Genomic DNA, 21,639 nt, shown 5'->3' on the forward strand with positions numbered 1-21,639 from the left:
AACCACCAACCATTCAACGTGCTTTCTTCAATGCACGTTCAGCTTCCCGGTAGGCGATCTCAGCCATCAACTCCGCCCAGGTCGCCAGCAGCGACTCGTCGTTGGACAGGAACAGCGGGTCCCTGATCCAGACGATTTCGGTCTGCGCAACAGACGCGGTGTCATCCGCCCGCCGCCAGCTCGTCTCAAAAATCCGCAAATCTTCGTCGTCACTGTTGCCCTGGGTGACCAGTTCGGCATGAGAGGCCACGCTGCGCACGGCTACCTCCGTAGTGGGTACCTGCCGCAACGTCGCCAAGACCTGCGCCGCCTTACGTACGGCCGCGCCGCGCGCACCGGCCTGGATAAAAATCACTGTTTCAGGCAGCGGCGCTTCGCAAATCAGCCGAAACAACGTGCTCTTGCACCGCTCCGAAAGACTCATCGCAAAGCTCGAATAAACAAAAAGGGGACACAAACCCGACCGCGATCACATGGGTATAGGTTGCCTGACAAAAAACGTATTGTCGAATTATAGGCAAAAATTGCCAATTCGAGGCGGCGAAACGCAGAACGGGCCCATCCCGGCCAACGCCCGCGTCCGCGCCATGACCGGCGGCATGTTCCTGATGCGTGCCGTCGCCCTCAGCGCGCGTGCTCGTCCGCCGACGCGGGCTCCACCATCGTGGCCGACGCATCAATGCCTCCCCCGAGCGATTCCGCGGCATTGTCGAGTGTCCGTTCCCGGGTCTCAGGCATCGCCAGCCAGACAGTCAGAACGGCCAGCGCACCTACCGCGGCCAGTCCGAAAAAGGCCATCGTGCTACCAAAGCGATCAGCCGCAAAACCCGCCAGCGACGTACTCAGCGTTGCCCCCACGCCGGCGGCCAATCCGAAAAAACCGATACAGAGGTTATATCGACCTTTGCCACCGGCAACGTCGGCGGCGATCAAGGGCAGCATCACGCCGAACACCGCCGCGCTCAGGCCGTCGAACGCTTGAACCGGAACCAGCAGATACGGACTGTTGCTAGTCACCGCAAACAGCAAGGCCCGAATCGGGAGGGCCGAAAAACCGAGCACCAGGATGGGCCGTCTGCCCCACCGCTGGGAGGCGCGGCCCACCCACGGCGACATTGCCGCGACGATGATCTGTGGCACCACGATACAGGCGGCAATCACCAACTGCACGTGATCGCCCATTTTGAGCGTCACTTCGCCGGCAGCGAGATTCAACATAGCCGCATTCGACAGGTGGAACAGCACGATGCAGACCGCGAAGGTCAGCAGCCGCCGATCTCGGACCAAGATCCAGATCGACTCCTTTGGTTCGTCTTCGAGCGTCGATGTTGTAACGGCGGCCTGTGCCGCACGGGCCGCAGCGGCGCGCGCGGCGGACGCTGCGGCACCACCGGGTCCATAGGCGGCGTTATTCGTGCCGCGCCCCTTGAAGCGGGCGAGCAACCGGTCCACCCAACGGAAAGAATCACCGCCGCCCTCGATCATCACAAGGGCGAAGATCGAGGGGATCGTCAGCGCGGCAGTCAGCCAGAAAATCGCCCGGACCGATACATATTGACCGAACAGCCCCATCAAAAGCGCGGCGAAGGCACTCCCGATGGACGCCCAGCGGGCATTTCGTCCAAGCCGATCGCCCAGGTTCGCCCGACCGACCAGTTTCAATGAGATGGCCGCCAATGCGGGCACCAGCATGCAGCTCGCAAAACCGTGCAAGACTTCGGCGCCCACCACCGAGATCCACGCGGTACTCAGCGCGAACATCAACGCGCTGATGGTAACAGCGACGATGGCTGAAATCGCCGCAAAATGCTTGCTGCGAATCGCGTCGACCACCGCGCCGGCCGGCAACTGACTGACCATGGCAGTGATCGTGCCGACACTCAGCGCCACCCCGATCTCACCTTGCGTCCATTTTTCGGATGCCAGGTAGGAGGCAATGAACGGCCCAAAACCGGTCTGGACATTGGCAATAAAAAAATTCAGCCAGTCCAGTGCGCGAAGACTACGAATCGTGACCATGGGCGATCACTGCTTCGCCGAGCTAGGAGCGGGGGCACTGCCCCCGGCCGAAGCCTTGGCGCTATCGGGCGTCGACTTGTCGTCGCTGCCGGTGTCCGCCGTGGGCGGTGACACAAGCCGGATCGGCTTGCCGCCAACGTATTCCGGCGAGGCCTCGATCTGCTTTTCGTCGAGGTCAGTCTCCAACCGCGGCGATTTCGGGTCCCCGCGCAGATGCACGGTGCTCCAGGCAGCCGCAATCAGTTGCTTGTCGTGAATCAGGGAGTCACTGATGTTCAGCACCACCCCTTGCAACTGACCCGTTGCATCCACCAGTACATCGACCACATGCCCGACTTCCTGGCCCTTCGCGGTACGAACGGTGGCGTCGATCAAGTTCATCATGCCCGGCGGCGGCGCGGGACTGCCGCCCGACCCGGGACTGGACGCCGTTGGTTCGACCGTGTCCGACGTCAACGTGAAGGGTGGTTGACCATGCGGGGCGGGATTGAAGCGCATGCTCTGCCAGGGTAGTCGGACCTTCCGATCGCCCACGCCCATAAATCCGACCAGGTTCACGACGACAGCCTGCGGGGTGCCATTCATCGCGGCAACCGCGTCCACCGCGCGACCGATGACTTTGCCATTCGGCCGTTGCACCTCGGCGTCGAGCATGCCCCGCATCTTGCCTCCAGGAATGTCTTGAATGCGCACGATAAGCGGCGCCTTGGGTGGAGGCGGAGGCGCCACCGGTGCGACCGCTTCCTTGCGCGGAGGCGGGGGCTTGCGAACCGGTCGCGGGGGCGGTCGATGCACAGGGCGCGGCATCGTAAAGAAGACCGGACCGGGCGCCAGCGCCGCAGGGACAGGCAACCACACCGCTGGCTTGGGTTCGTCGTTTGGATCAGCCGGCAGAATATGCGCGTCCTCGACCGGTGCGGGCACGCGATCGGTCATCGCGCTGCAAGCCGTCAACAGCGCGAGTACAGCGACACAGGTCAGAGACCGCCACCAGGCCATTACCGCGGCCGGCAACGCCCGCCACAGTGGCCAACCAATCAAGCGGGCGGACTCAAACAACAGGCGGCACGTCCTCATGAGCGGGCTGCATTCCTCTTTCAAACTGACGACAGGCGCCAAGAATTATTACGGACAACGCCGGCAAGAACGCGTCCTTCGTCTACGATCAGCACAAAAAACCACTTGTCATACAGCGATATCGACTACCGGTCAGAACAGGCGCTTTCCCAGTCCGCGCCCTGCGCAACGCGATGCAAGCCTATCTCGCGCAGCACCCCGCCGCCAGCCCCATAACAACGATAACGCCATAATGAATTTTTATAGCAAATTCGCCGATGTTGGAGGCAATTAGCGGCCACGTTTACCGAATTCTTGCAATATCTTCCGACGCTGCGGCCGTCTATAGGACAACCGCCATCTATACTAAGGCATTCTCCTCGCCACCGTCGAGGTGGGATGGCGGTAGTCAGACACCACACGACACCTCGATCCAGTCTATCCAGAACACTCCTCGGCCACATCATTCAAAACGGATGAAATGCGCCACGATGTTATTTGAGTAATCAAAAGATTCGCTTTTACCTGTAAAGTCCTATTTTTGATATCGCAAGGATAAATGCGTGATGCATCCCTGCCAACGCGGACTTTGCTTAGCCTGATGAAGCGCTTTCTCATCGTCAAAATCACATCGCTGGGTGATGTCGTCATGGCTCAGCCGGTTGTCAGTGACATTCGGCGCGCCTACCCCGAGGCGATCATCGACTGGGCGAGCGACGAAGACTATTCCGAGATCCCTTCCTGGAACCCTGATGTTGCGACCGTGCATTGCGCGCCGCTAAGGCTGATCAAGAAGCAGCGAAACCTGACCGGGGTGCGACAAGTAATACGCGCCGTGGCCGGCATGCGCGCGCATCGCTACGATGCTGTCATAGACATTCACGGCGCCTACAAAAGCGCGATCGTCGCTTTCCTGGCACGCGCCAAGCAACGCTACGGCTACCCCAACACGTCGCTCGGGGAACGCGGCGCCGCCTTTGCCTATAGCCGCAGGATGAGATTCTCGCCCGGTTGCAGTGCCGTACAGATGATGCGAGAAGCCGCCGGGAGCGCGCTCGGCATCACGATCAGCGGTGCGCCGCACTTTGGCCTGCAACCGCCGCCGCTACCTGCTGAGCAACAACGGGCCTGCCGCCTGCCGCCACGCACGGCGCTGCTATTGCATGGCGCATCCAAACCTGAGAAATGCTGGCCCGTGTCATCTTGGACAGCCATTGGACGTGCCTTGTATTCGATGGGCATTTCCTGTGTGCTGCCGTGGCATTCGCATGAAGAGCACGAACGCGCGCAAGCCCTTGCCGCCGCACTCCCTGGCGCCCGGGTACTGCCAAAGATGTCGCTAGCCGAATGCGCACATGCCATCGAGTCAGCCGCATTGGTCATCGGCGTGGATACAGGGTTGACCCACCTCGCTTATGCGCTGGCGCGTCCCACGGTTGCAATCTTCTCCGCGACGTCGCGTAACCACTTCGGCTTCGACGTGCCGGGCCGGGCTTGCTCGATCGGTGACGAGGGACGCGTTCCGGATGTAAATGAGGTACTGGACGCCATCCAGCAATTAATGCGGCCCCCAAAGCCACCTTGTGATGACGTGACACGGCCTCGCACAATCGACGGTGGCCCTGCTCGCGCACCGCATTCCCTTCCGGATGTCTTGGACGCGGATAGCGCCCCACCCAACCCGATCGTCATCGCGTCTTGAAACATCCAGGCCAGGTGGAATCGCCTGGCCCTGCATGCGGCCGCCTTACGCAACGCACGGGAGCGCGCACGCCATCTCGCGACGCGCGAATGTCAAAAGGCTGCTCGCCATCGTGCCGTTGCCGTGGTTCACGACATGTCCTCCGATAGTTCGCTTTATTCCCGTTTGTTCGCATTACCAATCAAATTCTCGCTTGGCCGTGACCCATAGACGATAACGAACCCTATAGTTTGCGACGCGAGACTATCGCCGCGCCGGTGCCGCCCGTTGAAGAAGATATTCACGAGAGATCCAGTTTGCACCGACGACGCATTCCAGAGGAGACAAATCCATGAGCGACGTCACCAACCCAGGCGCCCCCGCATTTCACGCGCATTATCTTCCATACGAACCACCAACCGCTGATCGGCGGTGCGTACGACATCGCAAACAGTACGATATCAGCAAGGTCGCCCTCACGACCCTATGCGGTTTATTCCCCTTTCTCGACTGCAACCCGGCACACGCGGAAACCAACCTTACGCTTTATGGTCGACTGGACAACGGTGTTGAATATCTGAATGGCCTGACCGATGCAAACGGCAAACGTACCCATCGCTGGCGTGGCCAAAGCGGGGACTGGGGCACCGGCATGTTGGGCCTGCAGGGTGAGGAAACGCTGGGGGCTGGCTTAAAGGTATTGTTCAATCTGGAGCAAGGGCTCAACACGATGAACGGCGCTGTGGACGGAGGTCGCATGTTCAACCGGTGGGCATACCTGGGAATGTCCCACCCGTCATGGGGCACCTTGTCGGGCGGACGGATGTTATGGCTTTCGAATGGTGTCTGGGAATTCGATCCCTTCGTGCAGCAGATCTGGTCAAGCGCGTCACTCGTGAGAGGTCGCACCTGGCACCAGACAAGTAATAACGTGCGCTATCAATCACCCGTCTTCGCGGGCTTCGATGTGAGGTTGCAGATGGCATTGGGAAATCAGACCGGCTTTAACCTAGGCGCGTCTGGCGACTTCGGCCGCGCGAGCGGCGCGCAATTGACCTATACGCATCCATCGTTTCAGCTACGTGCCATATATGACGACCTACGCGATCCGAATGGCCGGTTTTCCGACCTCTATCGACATTCACGGGAATGGATCGGCGCGGTCAACGTCGTTGTGGGCCGCATCAAGATCCAGGCGGCGTGGACGCATATGTGGGCCGGCGATACGGGCGGCAACGGCGCACCGGATCGCGCCGATCATCAATGGCTTGGCGTCACATACCAAATCAACCCAAGCCTGGCTTCGACGATTGGCGCTTTTCACCTTCGCGCGAATGGCGACGCCGACAAAGGAGGCGGACGGGCAACGATTATCGAGGCCGGCACCACGTATAACCTGTCGAAACGGACCATGCTATATGCCACTGTAGCGCACGTGCGCAACAGTGCAGGTGCCCGCTTTGGCCTGATCCCGGACCCGATCACATCCGCCAATAATCCGGTCCCGGGCGGCCGGCAAACCGGAGGGTACATCGGCGTCAACCACAGCTTTTGAACACGACTCGGTCGATCAGGTACGCACGCGATTTCGGCCATCCCGTTTCGCGCGGTAGAGCGCGGCATCGGCTGCTTCTATCAACATCGTCGGCGGCTGTCCCTCCATCGGGTCGAGAATGGAGACACCCACGCTGACGGTTACACATTGCGCGGTTGACGAACCGCTGTGCTCCACGCCCAGTTTCTCGATTAACAACCGTGCCTTCTCGGCCATCATCCGCATGCCCACGGGTGTCGTGCCGGGGAGAATCACGGCGAACTCCTCCCCACCAAAGCGGGCCGGCAAATCGGCGGCGCCCGCACCCACTTGTGTCAGAACGTGTGCTACACGCTTCAAAACTTCGTCACCGGCCACATGGCCGTACGTATCGTTGTACGACTTGAAATGATCGACGTCGATCATCAGCATGCCAATCGAGCGGCGCTCGCGCACGGCCCGTCGCCACTCCGCCGCCAGATATTCATCGAAATACCGGCGGTTCGACAGCCCGGTCAACCCATCCGAGTGCGTAAGGCGCTGCAATTCCAGATTGGTTTCCAGCAGCTGCTGCTGACTTTGCCGCAGCGCCCGATAGGCTTCGTCGCGCTGCTGGAGGTTCATATAGGAACGCGAGTGATAGCGTATCCGGGCGATCAATTCGATTGCGTCCGGTAGTTTTACCAGATAGTCGTTAGCGCCCGCCGCAAAGGCCGCACTCTTGATCTGTGGCTCTTCCTTCGTCGACAAGACGATAATCGGAATTTCGCGGGTTTCGCGGCGTGAGCGATAGCGCTGTACCAGCGTCAGTCCGTCGATGCCCGGCATGACGAGGTCCTGCAGGATCACCGTCGCGCGCGTATCGATGACCGCGCGCAATGCCTGCTCCGGGTCCGTGCAGTAATGAAAGTCGATATCCGGCGCCGCAGCCAATGCCCGCTTGACGGCTTCCGCCACGATCGGCTGATCATCGATCAGCATCACCATTGCATGGCCTGCCTTATCGTCAAGCTTGCCCTGAGCGGGGTCTCGCGCTCCTGGCCCGGCAGACTCATCACCATCCGCGACCGGCGCTTCGGATGACGTTATCGCCATTTGCTGGTCCAGTCGCGCGTCGGCATTGCCTTCGCCTGCTGGGCTAGCGGCCTGAGCGGAGGTTCCAGTTGGGGTCGATTTAATACGATCGTCCATATAACTCTTGGAGAAAGCGTCTTCGCTAGTGCGAGCATTGCGATGCGGAAGGGCCGGTTGATTGTCGCTCGGCGGCATCATCGCATCTTTCATCTTAAAAATGCGACGCGACCGCGTTCGCAATATGACTTAACGGCAGAATGTCCACCGCCGCATGGGCTTCGGCCGCTGCCTTTGGCATCCCATAAACGGCACTGGACTGCTTATCTTGCGTGACAGTATAAAACCCCCGCTCACGCATTGCCTTCAAGCCGATCGCACCGTCCCGCCCCATGCCGCTGAGGACGACCCCTACAGCCTTGCCCTTCCACACTGCCGCGACGTCGCCCATCAAGGCGTCGACCGAGGGACGGTAAAAGCTTTGCGCCGGTTCCGCACTGTAGCGCAACGTCCCGGCCGCGTCGAGTCGGAGATGGTCGTTGGTGCCCGCCAGCAATGCCGTGCCGGGCTGTGGCATCTCGCCATTGCGCGCAATCCGCACTGGCATTACAGCACTTTGCGCAAGCCATTCCGCCATTCCGGGCGCAAAGGCGACGTCCACGTGTTGCACCAACACCACTGGGATCGAGAAGCCGACAGGGAGTCGCGAGAGGAGATCCGCCATTGCCGCCGGCCCACCCGCCGACGCACCGACGATCAGCAGCGGGCTGTGCGTACCACTACGCAATACTGTCGGGGAGAGAGCGGGCTCGCTGTCCTGTTTCATCTGCGACTGCTGTGCAATCCGCTCCAGCCGGTTATGCAACACCGCCGCAGTCTTTGCAAGCTCGTTACCGGCGAAAGAGGGAGTATCCACGGCATCCAACGCCCCGTGCCCCATGGCCTGGTAGACAAGGGGCACGTGCGCACCAATGTCGCTGGTAACAATCAGAATTGGACACGGAGACGCCTGCATGATCCGGCGTGTCGCCTCCACACCATCCATCACCGGCATCAACAAATCCATCAACACTGCGTCTGGCCGCTCGGCCGCGCAAAGTTCGACGGCCTCGGCACCGTTGTGCGCAACCCACGCCACTTCGTAGCCTGGACGTAACGCCAAGGCGCGCCGCAGTACCTGAATGGCGAGGTCCAGATCGTTGACGATGCCTATCTTCATCCAGTGGGGTCTCCTATCAAATCGCGCACGGCGTCTAACAGCGCCGCATCGTGAAAGCTGCTCTTGGCAAGATAATGATCCGCGCCGGCATCCAGCCCGCGTTGGCGGTCCGCTGCCCGATCCTTGTAGGATACGATCATCACCGGCAGCGTCCGGAACTCCGGATCGCGTCGAATCATCGTTACCAATTCGATACCGTCGACACGCGGCATGTCAACGTCCGTCACCACCATATCGAAGCGGCTGGACATTAACGCATTCCAACCCTCCATCCCGTCAACGGCGACGCTAACGTCGTAACCGCCATTGGTCAATAGCTTGCGCTGCAGTTCGCGTACAGTCAATGAATCGTCAACGACCAGTACCCGCTTCCGTGCCGCGCGTGACGCATCGGCACTAACACGCGAGACCATGTCGACCCGGGTAGAGGACGACAAACGCGCCATCGAGCGAATCACATCATCAACATCGATGATCAATACCGGCGTGCCATCTTCCAGCAGACTTGCGGCGGCGATATTGGTAATCTTTCCCAAACGGGAATCGATCGGCTGGATTACCAACATCCGCTCCTCGCGGAATTTATCCACCACCAGCCCGTAGCGTTCGTCGTCGCCACCCAACACAACCACTTGCATGCTGCCATCCCCCGGAGGCGGCGGCGCGCATCGCAACACCTGAGATGCCAGCACAGGCGCAACGGAACGACCTTCCAAGGTGAAGTGAGGCCTGCCCTCCACCGTCTCCACCGCGTCGGCTTCCACGCGTAGTGCGCGCACGATATGGGCCAACGGAAATGCATAAGGCTCGCCGCCAATATCAGCTACGAGGCAACGCATGACTGATAATGTCAGTGGTAGTTGCAACTGGAAGCGCGTACCAACGCCAGCCGTCTGTGTGATGCGCATATTGCCGCGCACCTGCCGCACCGTGGTTTGGACGACGTCCAAACCGACCCCGCGGCCAGAAACATCGCTGACCGTTTCGCGCATGCTGAAACCAGGCAGCATCAGGAACTCCAGCAACTCGGCCTCGGACAACCGCGGCGCGACCGAGGGATTGACCAGCCCCCGCTTGACGACGCGAGCACGGACGGCTTCAATATCCACCCCACCTCCGTCGTCGACGATGTCGATGACGAGCGTCCCGGCGACATGCCGTGCATCAATGCGGATCTCACCTTCCTCAGGCTTGCCCGCCCGCTGCCGGATAGCCGTGGATTCAATGCCATGATCCACCGCGTTGCGCAGTAAATGACCGAGCGGGGCATCCAGCAACGCCAGAATATCCCGATCGACCGGTACCGTTTCCCCGACGATCGTCAATTTCACTTGCTTGCCAAGGCTGCGGGACACCCCCCGAACCATCCGCGCATAACCGCCGGTAATGTCGGCAAAAGGGCGCATCCGAGAGGCCAAGGCCGCTTCGTATAACTGGTTCGACAAGCCATGATGACGCTGCTCGACCTGTTCGATCAGGTTGACCCCCCCCATGGTTTCATCGACCAGGCCGTCAACCAGCCGGGCGGTCGCGTCGAACGATGCAATGGCCACTTCATCGATCCGCGCATCGATCAAACGATTGCGTAGCGATTGCATCGATAAGATCGTCTCGCGCTGTCGCTGCATCAGGTTCAACATGCTTGCGATCAAAGGTCGGAAAGTCCGCGCCTCGACCACGGCCTGCCCGGATAACGCCAACAAGCGGTCCAGATTGCGCGCCGCCACACGCAGCGTGCGCTCCGCCGATGCTGGCGCGGCTGGCGTCGCGGTTGTTGGCGCTTGCCCGGCTACCGCGACTGAACCGGGCGACAGCGTAATCGATGGCGCAGGTAGCGTCGGCGCAGGTGGCATCGGTACGCTGACGACTGACGCTCGCGCTACGTCCACGGAGGGATTACCGGAAGGCACAACACCTGACGCGGTGGAAACCGCGTCAGCATCGACATCGACATCGACATCGGCATCGACATCGGCATCGGCATCGGCATCGGCATCGGCATCGGCATCGGCATCGGCATCGGCATCGGCATCGGCATCGGCATCGGCATCGGCATCGGCATCGGCATCGGCATCGGCATCGGCATCGGCATCGGCATCGGCTTCAGCATCGGCTTCGTCGACCGGAGCATGCCCACCCGCTTCGGTCGCATCGTCCGTCGAACGATTCGCATCCTCTACGCGCGCCTCTGTCAGTTCGCCAGATGCAGCCATTTCATCCGTGCCGGGCGTTCTCGGAAAGTCAAAAGCCGGAAATGGCGGTGCGGCGTCCGGAAAGCCGTCGTGGTGCGTGTCTCGATCATCGTCCAGCCGGATCGGCCCTGCATTCAGCGACGTGGTCGGCGGCGCCGCGGCTTGCGTCCCCGGATGCTCTCCGGCGCAGACTTGTTCCAATGCCGCGATCACTTCTGCCATTGTCGCCGGCGCCGCGGCCCCTTCACCTGCCAGCGCAATATCACGCAGTAGGTCGACCCCTCGCAGCAGCAAATCGATGTCGCCCGCGTCAAGCCGAATGTCATGCCGCTGCGCCTGGACGAAACACTCCTCCATTACATGGGCGATGGCCACACCGGGCGCAACCCCCACAATTCGCGCTGCGCCCTTCAACGAATGCGCGGCGCGCATGCACGATTCCAGTGTTGCGGCGTCCTCGGGGGTGCGCTCAAGCGTAATCAAGCCATTACCTAGCAACGAAGCTTGGGCCTCGGTCTCCTGGGCAAACAGCCCGAATAGCGACACATCGCCGTAATCGTCGCTCATCCGAGGCTCCTTCTCAGGGTTTCGAATAATTTATCGCCGTCCAGCACACCCAGCGTGCCATCTCGCCAATCCGCGATCGCTCGCGTATGCGAAGCGCTCGCATGCGAAAGCGTTGCCGGTACCGGTCGATAATGCTCACGCTTGAAACGGGCAATGCCATAGACCTCATCGACTGGGAAGACCGTGCACGGCTCATCACTGCGATCCTGGCCCACGAGGAAGCGTGCCAAAGGTGCATGCACCGAGCGTGCACTTGTCAACGTGGATGGCACCGCCGATTCCGGGCTTTCTGGACGTTCCTGAAGATCGAGCAGGCGCGCCAGTGACACGCATACCGTTAGCTGGCCTCGGATATTCACTAATCCCAACACTGCTTTGCTACGCAAACGCGGCAACGAATGCACCGCTCCCGTCTCGGCAATCTGTGCGACATGCCGTGCAGGCAAACCCAGCCATTCGCTGCCGATGCGAACCACGAGCAGCGGCTCCCCCGTGGAAGAAGAGAAGGCTTGCTTGTCGCGTTGAATCGATGCGAGATCCAAGCCGCCAACATCGATGTCGCCCCCCATCGATCCCACAGCCACATCGGCGTCATCCTCGGCGGCACGGGGAAGCCGGTCGAGCAAATCGGCGGCGCCACGCGCATATACCTCGCAGTTACGGCAATGGATGTACGTCGCCAGTTTTGCGCAGGATTGGTCACCATGAATGCCGATGCGATTCCAGCAATCGTCGATCGGCGGCACGGGAACAGACAAGGTTTCGATCATCGATCAGCTTCGATCAGAAAAGGTCAGGGTGAGCACGGCGGGCTCGGGCCATTAACCGTTGCGCCCCCGCGTCGTCGCCTTCCAGCGCCAAATGCTCGGCAAAATGCACCAAGGCACCAGCGTGATTGGCTTCCAAATATAAAGCGCGCCGAAAATGCTCGCGCGCATCCGCACTACGGTTGCCGGCATCCGCCAACACGCCCATCAGGCAATACACATCCGCATTCGCCATCCCGGCATCGACCAAAGTCTGGCAAAGCTGCGTTGCCTGGGCGATATAACCAAGATTCGCGAGGCGCTCTGCCTCGGCATAGGTGGCAGCAAGCGGTTCCATTTTTATGGTCACGGCTTGGGCCGACGGTGCGGGCGTACCACTCGCCCGCACCGCGTTGCCGGCTTGGACTCTTCTTCCGACACCGCCTGATGGGTTCCCCGACGCTCGTGGCACACTGTCGATGGCGACTGGCCGAGGGGCCCCAAACGATGGATTCGCCGCACCAGTGGCACGCGCGACGGTATTCGCGGGCCGCCCTGCAGCGCCTTCGAAAGGCAACGGTGCCGCATTACCGGTCGACAACGACGCGCCTGTCTGTCCGCCCCGTGACGGAGGAGTGCTCGTTGTCCAACCCGGTTTCGGTGGGGACATCACGCCAATCACACCTGCGCCGCTCACGCCCTGCGCGACGGCAACGGTCTGCTTCGCAACCGACGGCACATCGGGCGACATTGCACCGCGCCCCGACATCGCAGATCCAATGCCTATCGGACGAGACGTGGTGACCACCGCCGGCACGTCACGATGAAAGGCGAATGCCAGCGGCGCCGCCGCGGCGGCAAGTCCGACGCGACTCACCAATGCCGCTTCCGCGGGTCCCACCAGCAGAAAACCACCCGGACGCAAGGCACGGCGCAACTTCTCGATGACGGCGGCCTGCGTCGGGCGGTCGAAATAAATCAGAACGTTCCGGCAGAAGATGAAATCATATGTCCCTCCCTGCCCGGTATCCCCGCCTACCCGGGCATCCGATACGAGATTCACCCGCTGGAAAGACACACATGCGCGTGCTTCGCGATTGATTTCCCATATAGATTCACGGATTGGGGAACCAGGGACCAGTTGGCCTTGCAAAGTGAAAAAGCGGTCTCGCAAGGCCTCCGGGCAGCCACGGAAAGCGTTGGGACGATAGCGACCCGCAGCGGCCTGCGCCAGCGCTACTTCGCTGATATCCATCGCGTCAATCAAGAAGGCACTTGGCGGCAGGCCGTCAAGCAACAGCGTCATCGCAATCGAGTAGGGTTCCTCGCCAGTCGAACACGGTACGGAAGCAATCCGTAACGGCCCCGGCGCGACGCCGATACCCCCACCAAGAAAATGCCGTTGGCGTGCCTGCAGCGCGAGGAAATCGAACGATTCGCGATGCCGGAAAAACCATGTCTCCGGTACCACCGCAGCTTCGATCAGCCATTGCCGCTCATCGGCGTCCTGCTCGATACGCGCAGGGTATGACCACGGATCAGCGATCACCTTGCTTGCGATGAGCGCCTGAATACGTTCGCCCACCGCACGCTCAACGCTGCGGGCTCCCACCAGATCGATTTCCAGGCCGGACAACTGGCGAAGGGCCGTTGCAATATGGACCGCCAACGCATCGGGCAAAGCATCGCGCGGACGACGCGATCCCGCATCATCGACGTTAGCGCCGCCGGTTGCGCCGCCCGCATCGGTGCCAGCACCATTTTCGGGACCGAAGACGCGTGCGCCAGATGCGGCAATGGCCGCTGCCGACCGAGGCGCGCTCGCGATCATTGCATTCTCCTTCAATAGAGCAAGCGACCCAGGCCGCGTTCCACTCAGGGACGCTCCTGTACCATTACCGCGCGAACAGGCGCTCGCGCACCGATCCGGGTAGCAGGTCACGTACCACGACCCGCTGTATCACACGACCATCTTCGTGCTGCAGTACCGGACCCAGATAAGGCGCCTCCGGCGTCGCCAGACCGGGATCGACGAAATCTTTGTCATCGGCCGCAAGCGTCGATGTCGCTTGCTCGACGATCACGCCGAGGCGTGGCTCCTGCACCGTTGCCGACGCCCCTTCCGTGTAGCGCAGCACAGCCATGCGCGTGGACATCACTGCCCGCGCCGGACGATTGACGGCCAATGCGCAGAGATCAATCACCGGAAAAGATCCGTGCCCATCGCTCGCCAATCCCGCCACCCACGGTGGCGTGGACGGCAAGGCCTTCACGGCAGGGACCGGTCGCACCGCGAGTACGTCCGCCGTGCTCAGAGCATAGCGGTCCGTACCCAGCGAGAAGATCAGATACAACATCAGGCTTGCAACCGGAAGCGCGTGACACCCGTGCGCAGTTGATTCGCGACCAACGTCAAGCCGTCGATCGCTTGCGTCGACTGATGCAACGATTCCACCGTCTGCTGCGCGGCCTCCGTCAATTGGGACAGCGCTTGCGTGATCTGCTCCGCACCACTTGCCTGATGCTGCATCCCTTCGTTCACTACCTGGAAGCGCGGCGCCAGCGCTTGCACTTGCACAATGATTTGTGACAATTGGCCGCTGGCTTGCTGCACCTCGATAATGCCGCGCCGCACTTCCTCCGCGAACTTGTCCATACCCATCACGCCGGCCGAAACAGCCGACTGGATCTCCTTGACCATCTGCTCGATGTCGAAGGTCGCCACGGCGGTCTGGTCCGCGAGGCGGCGGATTTCCGTCGCCACCACACCAAAGCCTCGGCCATACTCGCCAGCCTTCTCCGCTTCGATGGCCGCGTTCAACGATAACAGGTTTGTCTGATCCGCCACTTTTGTGATCGTCGACACCACCTGGTTGATCTTGCCGGCCTTCTCGTTCAGGATCGCCAGCTTCGCATTGACGGAGCCCGCGGCCTCCATCACATGCTGCATGGTCTCGCTCATGCGCGTCAGCCCTTCATGGCCGGTATCCGCCAGCATCGCGGTTTGTTCGGCAACCGTCGACACTTCGCTCATCGTGCGAACAAGATCTGTAGAGGTGGCGAGCATCGTACGGGTTGTCGCGCCGATCTCAGCGGTGGTCGCGGCGGTCTCGGTAGCCGTCGCCTGCTGTTCCTTCGACGTGGCCGCTATCTCCGCCACCGATGTGGTGACCTGCATGGACGAATGCTGGGCCTGACCGACCAGCGCCGTCAGTTCTTCGATGAGACGATTGAAGCCCACCTCGAGCATCGCGAACTCGTCACGGCGCCGCAGATCCAAACGGCCCGTGAGATCACCAGTACGCATGACATCCAGCGCATCAACGATTTCACGCATTGGCCGAGTGATTGCGCGGAACAGCAAATAGCCGAAAAGGATCGAGCACGCCAGGGCGACACCCAACGTAATGGCCATCGCCTTTTGTGCATCGAGTACCGATTGGCGAATCGCTTGCGTTGCCTCGTCCGTGCTCTTCTTATTGATATTGACGATATTGCGCAGTGATGTCCGACCATCATTCCACGGAGGTGTCAACTGTGTCACGAAGGCTGCGTCCGCGGCTTCGTGTGATATCTCCCGAGCGGCCAACACAGCATCCGCCGCCTTTGTGAATCGGCTTGCAGCATCTCGAAAAATCGCGGCCTCCCGCTGCTCGACGTCCGAATCAACGGTATGGCCGTAGTGCTCTATGAGCTTCCCCATATTCTGGCGAGCTTCCTCGAAGCGCTTTCGGTCGGCCGCTACCTGCTCCTCGGTCGTATCCACATAGACCATCCGCAAGGTCGACGAGTAGATTTCATTCCAGGTTGCTCGTAATGAGGTCGCATCGAATAATCCTGGCACGCCGTCGTTCTGCACCCGATCCGCTTCCAGATCGATCACAAGCAAACGATTGTAAGACACGCCCGCCATCACGATCATCAGGATGAAGATCACTCCCAGGCTGGCTATGATTCGTTGACGAATCGATCCTTTGACCATATTTCCCCACGTTGACCGAAGATCCTTGTGGGGCCGAGTGTATCGGTTTTTTTTAACAGATCAAAGAAGAAGGGATAGATGAGGCCATTTGGCCGGGGAAGATCCCCGTTGCGCGATTAGCTGTCGTAATGACGCAACTGCCATCTCACAAAAGGCGTATCACGACGCGCCTCGCGACCCGAGAGCACGGGGCACGGGGAAACCCTGGGAGGGCAAATTGAATAGTCTGGCGTTAGGGAGCAACGCATTGGCGCCGATGTGTGCATGGCATCCATCCGGCGCCGACGGATCAGCGCAAATAACCTGCTTCGCGGAACCAGTCGATCGCATCGACCAGGGCATCACGGTGAGGCCGTGCGGTGTAGCCCAGTTTGGCTTGCGCTTTGGCACTGCTGAAAAACATTATGTAGCGCGACATATTTAGACCGTCTACCGTGACGAAAGGCTCACGCTTCGTGATCTTGGCCAATCCCTCGGCAGCAGCGGCGAGTGGGTACAGCGGCCAACGCGGCAACTGCAGTATCGGGGGCTTGCCGCCGGTAATGCCAGCTATGGTCTGCAATAACGTACCTAGCTTCACGTCGTCGCCACCAAGTATGTAATGCTCGCCGACCGGCCCTTTGAAGAGCGCTAGCAAGTGCCCGGCGGCAACATCATCGACATGCACGAAATTGAGGCCTGTATCGACATAACCTGGCATTTTCCCGGCGGCGGCCTGGACAATCAATCGGCCTGTGGGAGTCGGTTTGATATCACGCGGCCCGATTGGCGTAGACGGGTGCACGATCACTGCCGGCAATTGCCGGGTAGCGATCATGTCTTCCACGACCCGCTCAGCCGCTACCTTGCTGCGCTTGTACGCACCAATGGCCTCGTGTTCATCCACCTTCGCCGTCTCGTCGACCGGCCCGATCGCGCCCTTGACGCGCAACGTCGCGACACTGCTGGTGTAGACGATCTTCTCAACGCCAGCGGCGAGCGCCGCGTCCATTACGGTGCGCGTGCCGTCGACGTTGGTACGGATGATCTCGCGAGGATCGGGCGCCCATAAGCGATAATCCGCCGCGACATGGAAAACGTAACGCACCCCCGCCATCGCACGCCGCATTGCATCGGCATCGCGCATGTCGGCTTCCACGACCTCGTAGCCATTGCCGTCGATGTTGCCACGTGGACTCGTACGGCGCACCGTCACGCGGACGGCGAAACCGGCTTGCTGAGCGTGTTGCGCAACAGCGGCACCGACAAAACCGGAAGCACCGGTAACCAAAACAGTATCAGCGCTCATTCAACTCCGATATTACGCAACGTCAGATCAGGCGATCTGGATGATTGCCTTCTTGAGACTATTCGCACGCATCACGTGCCGCGAACGACATCCAGCTTGGTTTTACCCTGCTTCGAGAATACGAACCAGGCTCATGTTGGCCATATTGTTACGAGGGCGGTACGACGGTGCGCCAGATGCATACCGACTAGGGCGAACCGCTGACCGCCGAAAGAGTCGACTCGCCCGCGACCTCTGATCGCACGGCGCGATGTCACCTCACGCTACGGCCGGGGCCTGCGCGTCACGCTGCTGGCAGTCCGGGCAAATCCCTTTTAATTCCGCTGCATCACTTGCCAATTTATAACCGGAAAGCTTAATGCGCTCGAATAAAACCCGCTCAATCTCGGGTTCATGCATTTCCAGCACGGCGCCACACTGCTGACACACCAACAACATGCCGTGATGACAATGCGTCAGATCATGGCACGCTGCAAAAGCGTTGATCGATTCAACGCGATGTACAAGCCCGACCGACAGGAGAAAATCCAGCGCGCGGTAGACAGTCGGCGGCGCCGAGCCAGAGTGCACCTTACGCATCTCGTCCAATAACGTATACGCCTTGGTCGCACGCCCGGACGACAGCAACAGGCCAAGCACCTTGCGGCGAATCGGCGTCAGGCGTTCACCTCGTCGTTGACAGAATGTATCAGCCAGCGCCAATTCCGCTTCTACGTCGTCATCAGAGAGACCAACCGCCGCGTGGCCATGGCCGTCGGACTCGCGGCTTTGCGTGGCGTGTTCATGCGCATGGTCGTGCGAATGGCCGTGAAAGGCGCGCCCGTCAGTCCGCCGGTCGTGCGCATGCACCTGCCGACGCTCAGAGTCACTGGTGTCGGCGGACCGGCCGTTTACCGCACCGGCATCTGCCTGAGGCCCCGACAGGTCCGACGCGACGCGGCGCGGCCTTTTGCCGGTTCGGCTCGTCTTGACTGCCAGCGGGTCGGCAATAGCTTGCGGCCTGCTGGCAGGCGTGGCCGGATCAACGGGGGAATCGCTCACGACCGCATGAAGATGATTTGACATACCCCGATTCTACACGGTCTGCATCGGCCAACGCCGCGCGGCGGATTACCCCTTTTTCCCGGGAGCGCACTGCGCCGCACATTCGTGCAACGGTTGATGCCGTATTTCATCTGCTTCTTGAGACGCGCACCGAACGAAAGTCGATTGAAAGTTGCCGTAGCTAATATATCCCTGCAGAAATTTAGACAGCGTCGAGCTACCTGTCACGACGCGGCGTCAATAAATGCAAACAAGGAGAAGCCGCCTCATGAACGAAAAATGGACATCGGTCCAGCGCAATACTGTTATCGCCGCCGTGGGCAGTTGGACGCTCGATGCGTTCGATTTCTTCTTACTGACATTTCTTTTGAGCGATCTGGCAAAAGCATTTAGCGTCGACATCAGTAAAGTCACGTTTTCGATTTTGCTGACCTTGGCGGTTCGGCCGATTGGTGCGTTTATTTTTGGGCGTGCCGCCGAAAAATACGGCAGACGGCCGGTCTTGATGGTGAATATCGTTATTTTCTCGATCATGGAATTGGCATCGGGGCTTGCGCCATCGCTTGAGGTGTTTCTGATACTGCGTTTGATATACGGTGTCGCAATGGGCGGCATCTGGGGCGTCGCCTCATCTTTGGCCATGGAAACCATTCCCACGCGCTCGCGCGGTCTGGTGTCCGGCATGTTCCAGGCCGGCTATCCAGGAGGCTATTTGGTTGCTTCCATTGTCTATGGCTTATTTGCCTGGCTTGGATGGCGCAACTTGTTCTTCATCGGAACATTGCCGGTCCTGATGGTGATCTTTATCTGGTTCAAGGTGCCGGAGTCACCGGTCTGGTTGGCCGCACGCGAACAAAAAGTGCATACCGCCTTGTTGCCTGTCATCAAGAGGGAATGGAAGCTATGTCTGTATGCGGTGCTGCTGATGGGTTGTTTTAATTTTTCAGTCATGGTACGCAAGACATGTATCCAACGTTCTTGAAGGTACAGCATGGCTTTGATCCGCATACCGTCGCCATCATCGCCGTGGTGTACAACATTGCCGCCATCTGTGGCGGCCTTGTGTTTGGCTCGCTATCCGAAAGAATCGGACGACGTCGCGCCATCATCATTGCCGCCTTGCTGTCGTTGCCAGTCCTGCCGTTGTGGGCGTTTTCGAGCGGCAGTATTGCCATAGGCATAGGCGCCTTCATGATGCAATTCATGGTCCAAGGTGCCTGGGGCGTGATCCCGGCCTATCTGAACGAACTGGCGCCCGAAGGCACCCGAGCGGTATTGCCGGGTTTCGTCTACCAGTTGGGAAATTTCATCGCGTCCGTCAACGGACCGCTTCAAGCGGGATTTGCCGAGCGGCACAACAACAACTACGGAATGGCGATGGCCATGGTCGCAGGGACCGTGGCCGTACTGATCGCGATGTTCATCTACTTCGGGCGGGATACACGCGGCCAAACCTTTGTCGGCAAGGCAAGTGCCGTTTAAACCGTTTGAAGAAAACCCATCGCCCTGACGACCGTCAGGCTAGTGTGCCCACCCGCCTGGGCGCTTAAGCAGCCGCCGACGCGGTATCCGCTTGCGCATTACCGGTGCCTGCCGATGCTAAAGACGCCGCGATCGGCTGAGGTAACCGGTCCAATGCGTTCACCGTGGCGGTGCAGGCATGCGCTGCTTCCGCTCCCTTCTTCACAAAGTGCGCATGGAAATAGTCGGTGTGCGCTTCTTCGTGGAAATGATGGGGCGTCAGCGACACCGAAAATACCGGCACGCCGGTATCCAACTGCACGCGCATCAGGCCATCCACCACTGCGGCAGCGACAAAATCGTGGCGATAGATGCCGCCATCGACGACCAATGCGGCGCATACCACGCCAGCGTAACGCCCCGTCTCGGCGAGGCGCTTTGCGTGCAACGGTAATTCGAACGCGCCCGGCACCGCGTAATAATCGATCGCGTCGTCGGAATAGCCGAGTTTCGCCATTTCGGCGGCAAAGCCGACACGGGCCTGGTCGACGATATTCGCGTGCCAACTGGCTTGAACAAACGCAAAGCGAGGAGGCGTAGCCGAAGACGACGCATCATTTGCGCCGGCGGCAGAAGACAACACTGCAATGTTGGACATGGTCGGTTCCTGTTCAATAAAGAAACAGGGCGATCGGCCGGACGCGGCATCGATAAGGTCGACCAGCATCGGTGGGACGTCTCAACGCGTTCGTACAACCGCTCGAACCGCACACACCAAGCCAGCCCGCGAATCACGCCGCGAACCGCTTCTCTCTTTCATCCGGACTATACCGTCGGCCCCGGAATCACACCGGATCTGCTGACCCTGGAGATGTCATCGCCAGGCGCTCGCGGGCTGGATGCGGCGGCTATCGATATCATCAGCCAGACACTAGGTCCGAATCGACACCGGTCACCTTAACCACATCATCACCGCCGGTGGGGAATCTCACCCCGCCCCGAGAGCACTTCAAGAAGTGCGAACCGCAAAGTAGCATGAATTATGGCGATATGCAGCATTCCTGCGGCGACAACTTATAACGATTGCATCGATGCTTTGGCCTAGAAGTGGGTTAGCGCGATGCCAATGCGTTATCACTTTGATTTCATGATGTTTTACGGAGGAGAGCAAGATAAGGCGATAGCGCGCGCAGCACATCCAACGTTTTATAAAATGCACCCAATGGCGCGGTAGCCGGTGCGTGCAAAGCGTTTCCAGGCGGTCCGAGGCGGTGAAGCGACGCGCCACGTAACCAAAAGGGCAGCACCACGCTCGCCAGTGCGCTAACGGGTGGCTACTAGCCCAATACGGAGTTGCAGGAGCGCAGCAGTGTTTGTAAGATGCATACTAAATAATAAGCATTAGCCACCTAACATAATATTGATATCCAATTCGGCTTGATTACAAACTCAATCTACATGTGTCGGCGCTACCATAGGAATTCCGACATACGCGTTTGCGGAGAGAACCGCATCCCCACCTGTCGTGTCGCACCACAGTGTCGTCACATGCCTCCTGCCTCGCCTTACATAAATTCCTGCGACGTCCCCTTCAAATAAAATGTAATCGTAAGCACCGGCCCTAAATTTCAAATGAACAAAACGCATATGCCCAACAGGTATTTCGCTAATGGAAAACTTGCCTAGCGGGCTAGACTGCCGCCTGGGAAAACGCATCTCGATATTCCCAGGTTGACCGTACCTATATTGCACAAAACCTTCTTTAGGCGAACTATTCCC

The 21,639-nt window shown here is 59.9% G+C and carries 15 protein-coding genes, 1 pseudogene and 1 riboswitch; of the genes and pseudogenes, 3 read left to right on the plus strand and 13 right to left on the minus strand.

Annotation, left to right across the window (positions count from 1 at the left end):
- Positions 1-13: 13 nt before the first annotated feature.
- From WM40_RS18685 to WM40_RS18695, 3 genes are all read right to left on the minus strand, one after another.
- On the minus strand, positions 14-424 hold the full coding sequence (locus tag WM40_RS18685; protein ID WP_024903694.1) for a hypothetical protein: 411 nt from the start codon (positions 422-424) through the stop codon (positions 14-16).
- A 200-nt stretch (positions 425-624) separates the two neighbouring features.
- On the minus strand, positions 625-2,019 hold the full coding sequence (locus WM40_RS18690; RefSeq protein ID WP_046153628.1) for an MFS transporter: 1,395 nt from the start codon (positions 2,017-2,019) through the stop codon (positions 625-627).
- Positions 2,020-2,025: 6 nt separating this feature from the next.
- Positions 2,026-3,096, minus strand: coding sequence for a PRC-barrel domain-containing protein (locus tag WM40_RS18695; RefSeq protein ID WP_051504447.1), 1,071 nt, complete (start codon positions 3,094-3,096; stop codon positions 2,026-2,028).
- Between the two features lie 580 nt (positions 3,097-3,676).
- On the opposite strand from WM40_RS18695, the gene waaC reads away from it, so the two are divergent.
- Together waaC and WM40_RS18705 are read left to right on the plus strand one after the other, a co-directional pair.
- A complete protein-coding gene (waaC, locus tag WM40_RS18700; RefSeq protein WP_082102960.1) occupies positions 3,677-4,777 on the plus strand; it encodes a lipopolysaccharide heptosyltransferase I in 1,101 nt (366 codons plus the stop codon).
- Between the two features lie 331 nt (positions 4,778-5,108).
- The gene (locus WM40_RS18705) at positions 5,109-6,311 is read left to right on the plus strand and encodes a porin (protein ID WP_024903690.1); all 1,203 of its coding nucleotides are present in this window, start codon (positions 5,109-5,111) and stop codon (positions 6,309-6,311) included.
- Between the two features lie 15 nt (positions 6,312-6,326).
- Here WM40_RS18705 and WM40_RS18710 read toward each other — a convergent pair whose 3' ends face one another.
- The 9 genes from WM40_RS18710 to WM40_RS28885 all read right to left on the minus strand — a co-directional run bounded on the left by WM40_RS18710 (position 6,327) and on the right by WM40_RS28885 (position 18,204).
- Positions 6,327-7,385, minus strand: coding sequence for a diguanylate cyclase (locus WM40_RS18710; protein WP_036010137.1), 1,059 nt, complete (start codon positions 7,383-7,385; stop codon positions 6,327-6,329).
- 190 nt (positions 7,386-7,575) lie between these two features.
- Positions 7,576-8,580, minus strand: coding sequence for a chemotaxis-specific protein-glutamate methyltransferase CheB (gene cheB / locus WM40_RS18715; RefSeq protein ID WP_024903688.1), 1,005 nt, complete (start codon positions 8,578-8,580; stop codon positions 7,576-7,578).
- Complete coding sequence (locus tag WM40_RS30240; protein WP_046153629.1) at positions 8,577-11,339, minus strand: hybrid sensor histidine kinase/response regulator; 2,763 nt, start codon at positions 11,337-11,339, stop codon at positions 8,577-8,579. Before WM40_RS30240 ends, cheB begins: the two co-directional genes overlap by 4 nt.
- The gene (locus WM40_RS18725; protein WP_024903686.1) at positions 11,336-12,109 is read right to left on the minus strand and encodes a chemotaxis protein CheW; all 774 of its coding nucleotides are present in this window, start codon (positions 12,107-12,109) and stop codon (positions 11,336-11,338) included. The genes WM40_RS30240 and WM40_RS18725 overlap by 4 nt, the downstream gene beginning before the upstream one ends.
- Before the next feature lie 13 nt (positions 12,110-12,122).
- Entirely contained in the window at positions 12,123-13,916 is a 1,794-nt protein-coding gene (locus WM40_RS28065; protein WP_052738405.1) for a CheR family methyltransferase, read from the minus strand.
- A 64-nt stretch (positions 13,917-13,980) separates the two neighbouring features.
- Entirely contained in the window at positions 13,981-14,442 is a 462-nt protein-coding gene (locus tag WM40_RS18735) for a chemotaxis protein CheW (RefSeq protein ID WP_024903684.1), read from the minus strand.
- Positions 14,442-16,067, minus strand: coding sequence for a methyl-accepting chemotaxis protein (locus tag WM40_RS18740; protein WP_024903683.1), 1,626 nt, complete (start codon positions 16,065-16,067; stop codon positions 14,442-14,444). Before WM40_RS18740 ends, WM40_RS18735 begins: the two co-directional genes overlap by 1 nt.
- Before the next feature lie 289 nt (positions 16,068-16,356).
- The gene (gene hpnA / locus WM40_RS18745; protein ID WP_046153630.1) at positions 16,357-17,355 is read right to left on the minus strand and encodes a hopanoid-associated sugar epimerase; all 999 of its coding nucleotides are present in this window, start codon (positions 17,353-17,355) and stop codon (positions 16,357-16,359) included.
- Positions 17,356-17,613: 258 nt separating this feature from the next.
- Positions 17,614-18,204 carry a Fur family transcriptional regulator gene (locus WM40_RS28885; protein WP_236693591.1) on the minus strand — a complete coding sequence of 197 codons (591 nt, stop codon included), beginning with the start codon at positions 18,202-18,204 and terminating at the stop codon, positions 17,614-17,616.
- A gap of 463 nt (positions 18,205-18,667) precedes the next feature.
- Here WM40_RS28885 and WM40_RS18755 point away from each other — a divergent pair.
- Positions 18,668-19,881 (plus strand): annotated as a pseudogene (locus WM40_RS18755) (MFS transporter).
- Positions 19,882-19,945: 64 nt separating this feature from the next.
- Here the strand turns inward: WM40_RS18755 and WM40_RS18760 are convergent.
- Complete coding sequence (locus WM40_RS18760; protein ID WP_081764953.1) at positions 19,946-20,518, minus strand: 6,7-dimethyl-8-ribityllumazine synthase; 573 nt, start codon at positions 20,516-20,518, stop codon at positions 19,946-19,948.
- Positions 20,519-20,664: 146 nt separating this feature from the next.
- A riboswitch (FMN riboswitch) is annotated at positions 20,665-20,870 on the minus strand.
- Positions 20,871-21,639: the final 769 nt, after the last annotated feature.

This window comes from Robbsia andropogonis, from assembly GCF_000970345.1.
Taxonomy (GTDB): Bacteria; Pseudomonadota; Gammaproteobacteria; order Burkholderiales; family Burkholderiaceae; genus Robbsia; species Robbsia andropogonis.

Bases quoted from the DNA above. Each gene is read 5' to 3' on its own strand.
- WM40_RS18740 (WP_024903683.1), bottom strand. From the start codon at position 16,067: ATGGTCAAAGGATCGATTCGTCAACGAATCATAGCCAGCCTGGGAGTG.
- WM40_RS18735 (WP_024903684.1), bottom strand. From the start codon at position 14,442: ATGTTGTATCTGATCTTCTCGCTGGGTACGGACCGCTATGCTCTGAGC.
- WM40_RS18695 (WP_051504447.1), bottom strand. From the start codon at position 3,096: ATGAGGACGTGCCGCCTGTTGTTTGAGTCCGCCCGCTTGATTGGTTGG.
- WM40_RS18760 (WP_081764953.1), bottom strand. From the start codon at position 20,518: ATGTCCAACATTGCAGTGTTGTCTTCTGCCGCCGGCGCAAATGATGCG.
- cheB (WP_024903688.1), bottom strand. From the start codon at position 8,580: ATGAAGATAGGCATCGTCAACGATCTGGACCTCGCCATTCAGGTACTG.
- hpnA (WP_046153630.1), bottom strand. From the start codon at position 17,355: ATGAGCGCTGATACTGTTTTGGTTACCGGTGCTTCCGGTTTTGTCGGT.
- WM40_RS28065 (WP_052738405.1), bottom strand. From the start codon at position 13,916: ATGATCGCGAGCGCGCCTCGGTCGGCAGCGGCCATTGCCGCATCTGGC.
- WM40_RS30240 (WP_046153629.1), bottom strand. From the start codon at position 11,339: ATGAGCGACGATTACGGCGATGTGTCGCTATTCGGGCTGTTTGCCCAG.
- WM40_RS18710 (WP_036010137.1), bottom strand. From the start codon at position 7,385: ATGGCGATAACGTCATCCGAAGCGCCGGTCGCGGATGGTGATGAGTCT.
- waaC (WP_082102960.1), top strand. From the start codon at position 3,677: ATGAAGCGCTTTCTCATCGTCAAAATCACATCGCTGGGTGATGTCGTC.
- WM40_RS18705 (WP_024903690.1), top strand. From the start codon at position 5,109: ATGAGCGACGTCACCAACCCAGGCGCCCCCGCATTTCACGCGCATTAT.
- WM40_RS18685 (WP_024903694.1), bottom strand. From the start codon at position 424: ATGAGTCTTTCGGAGCGGTGCAAGAGCACGTTGTTTCGGCTGATTTGC.
- WM40_RS18725 (WP_024903686.1), bottom strand. From the start codon at position 12,109: ATGATCGAAACCTTGTCTGTTCCCGTGCCGCCGATCGACGATTGCTGG.
- WM40_RS18690 (WP_046153628.1), bottom strand. From the start codon at position 2,019: ATGGTCACGATTCGTAGTCTTCGCGCACTGGACTGGCTGAATTTTTTT.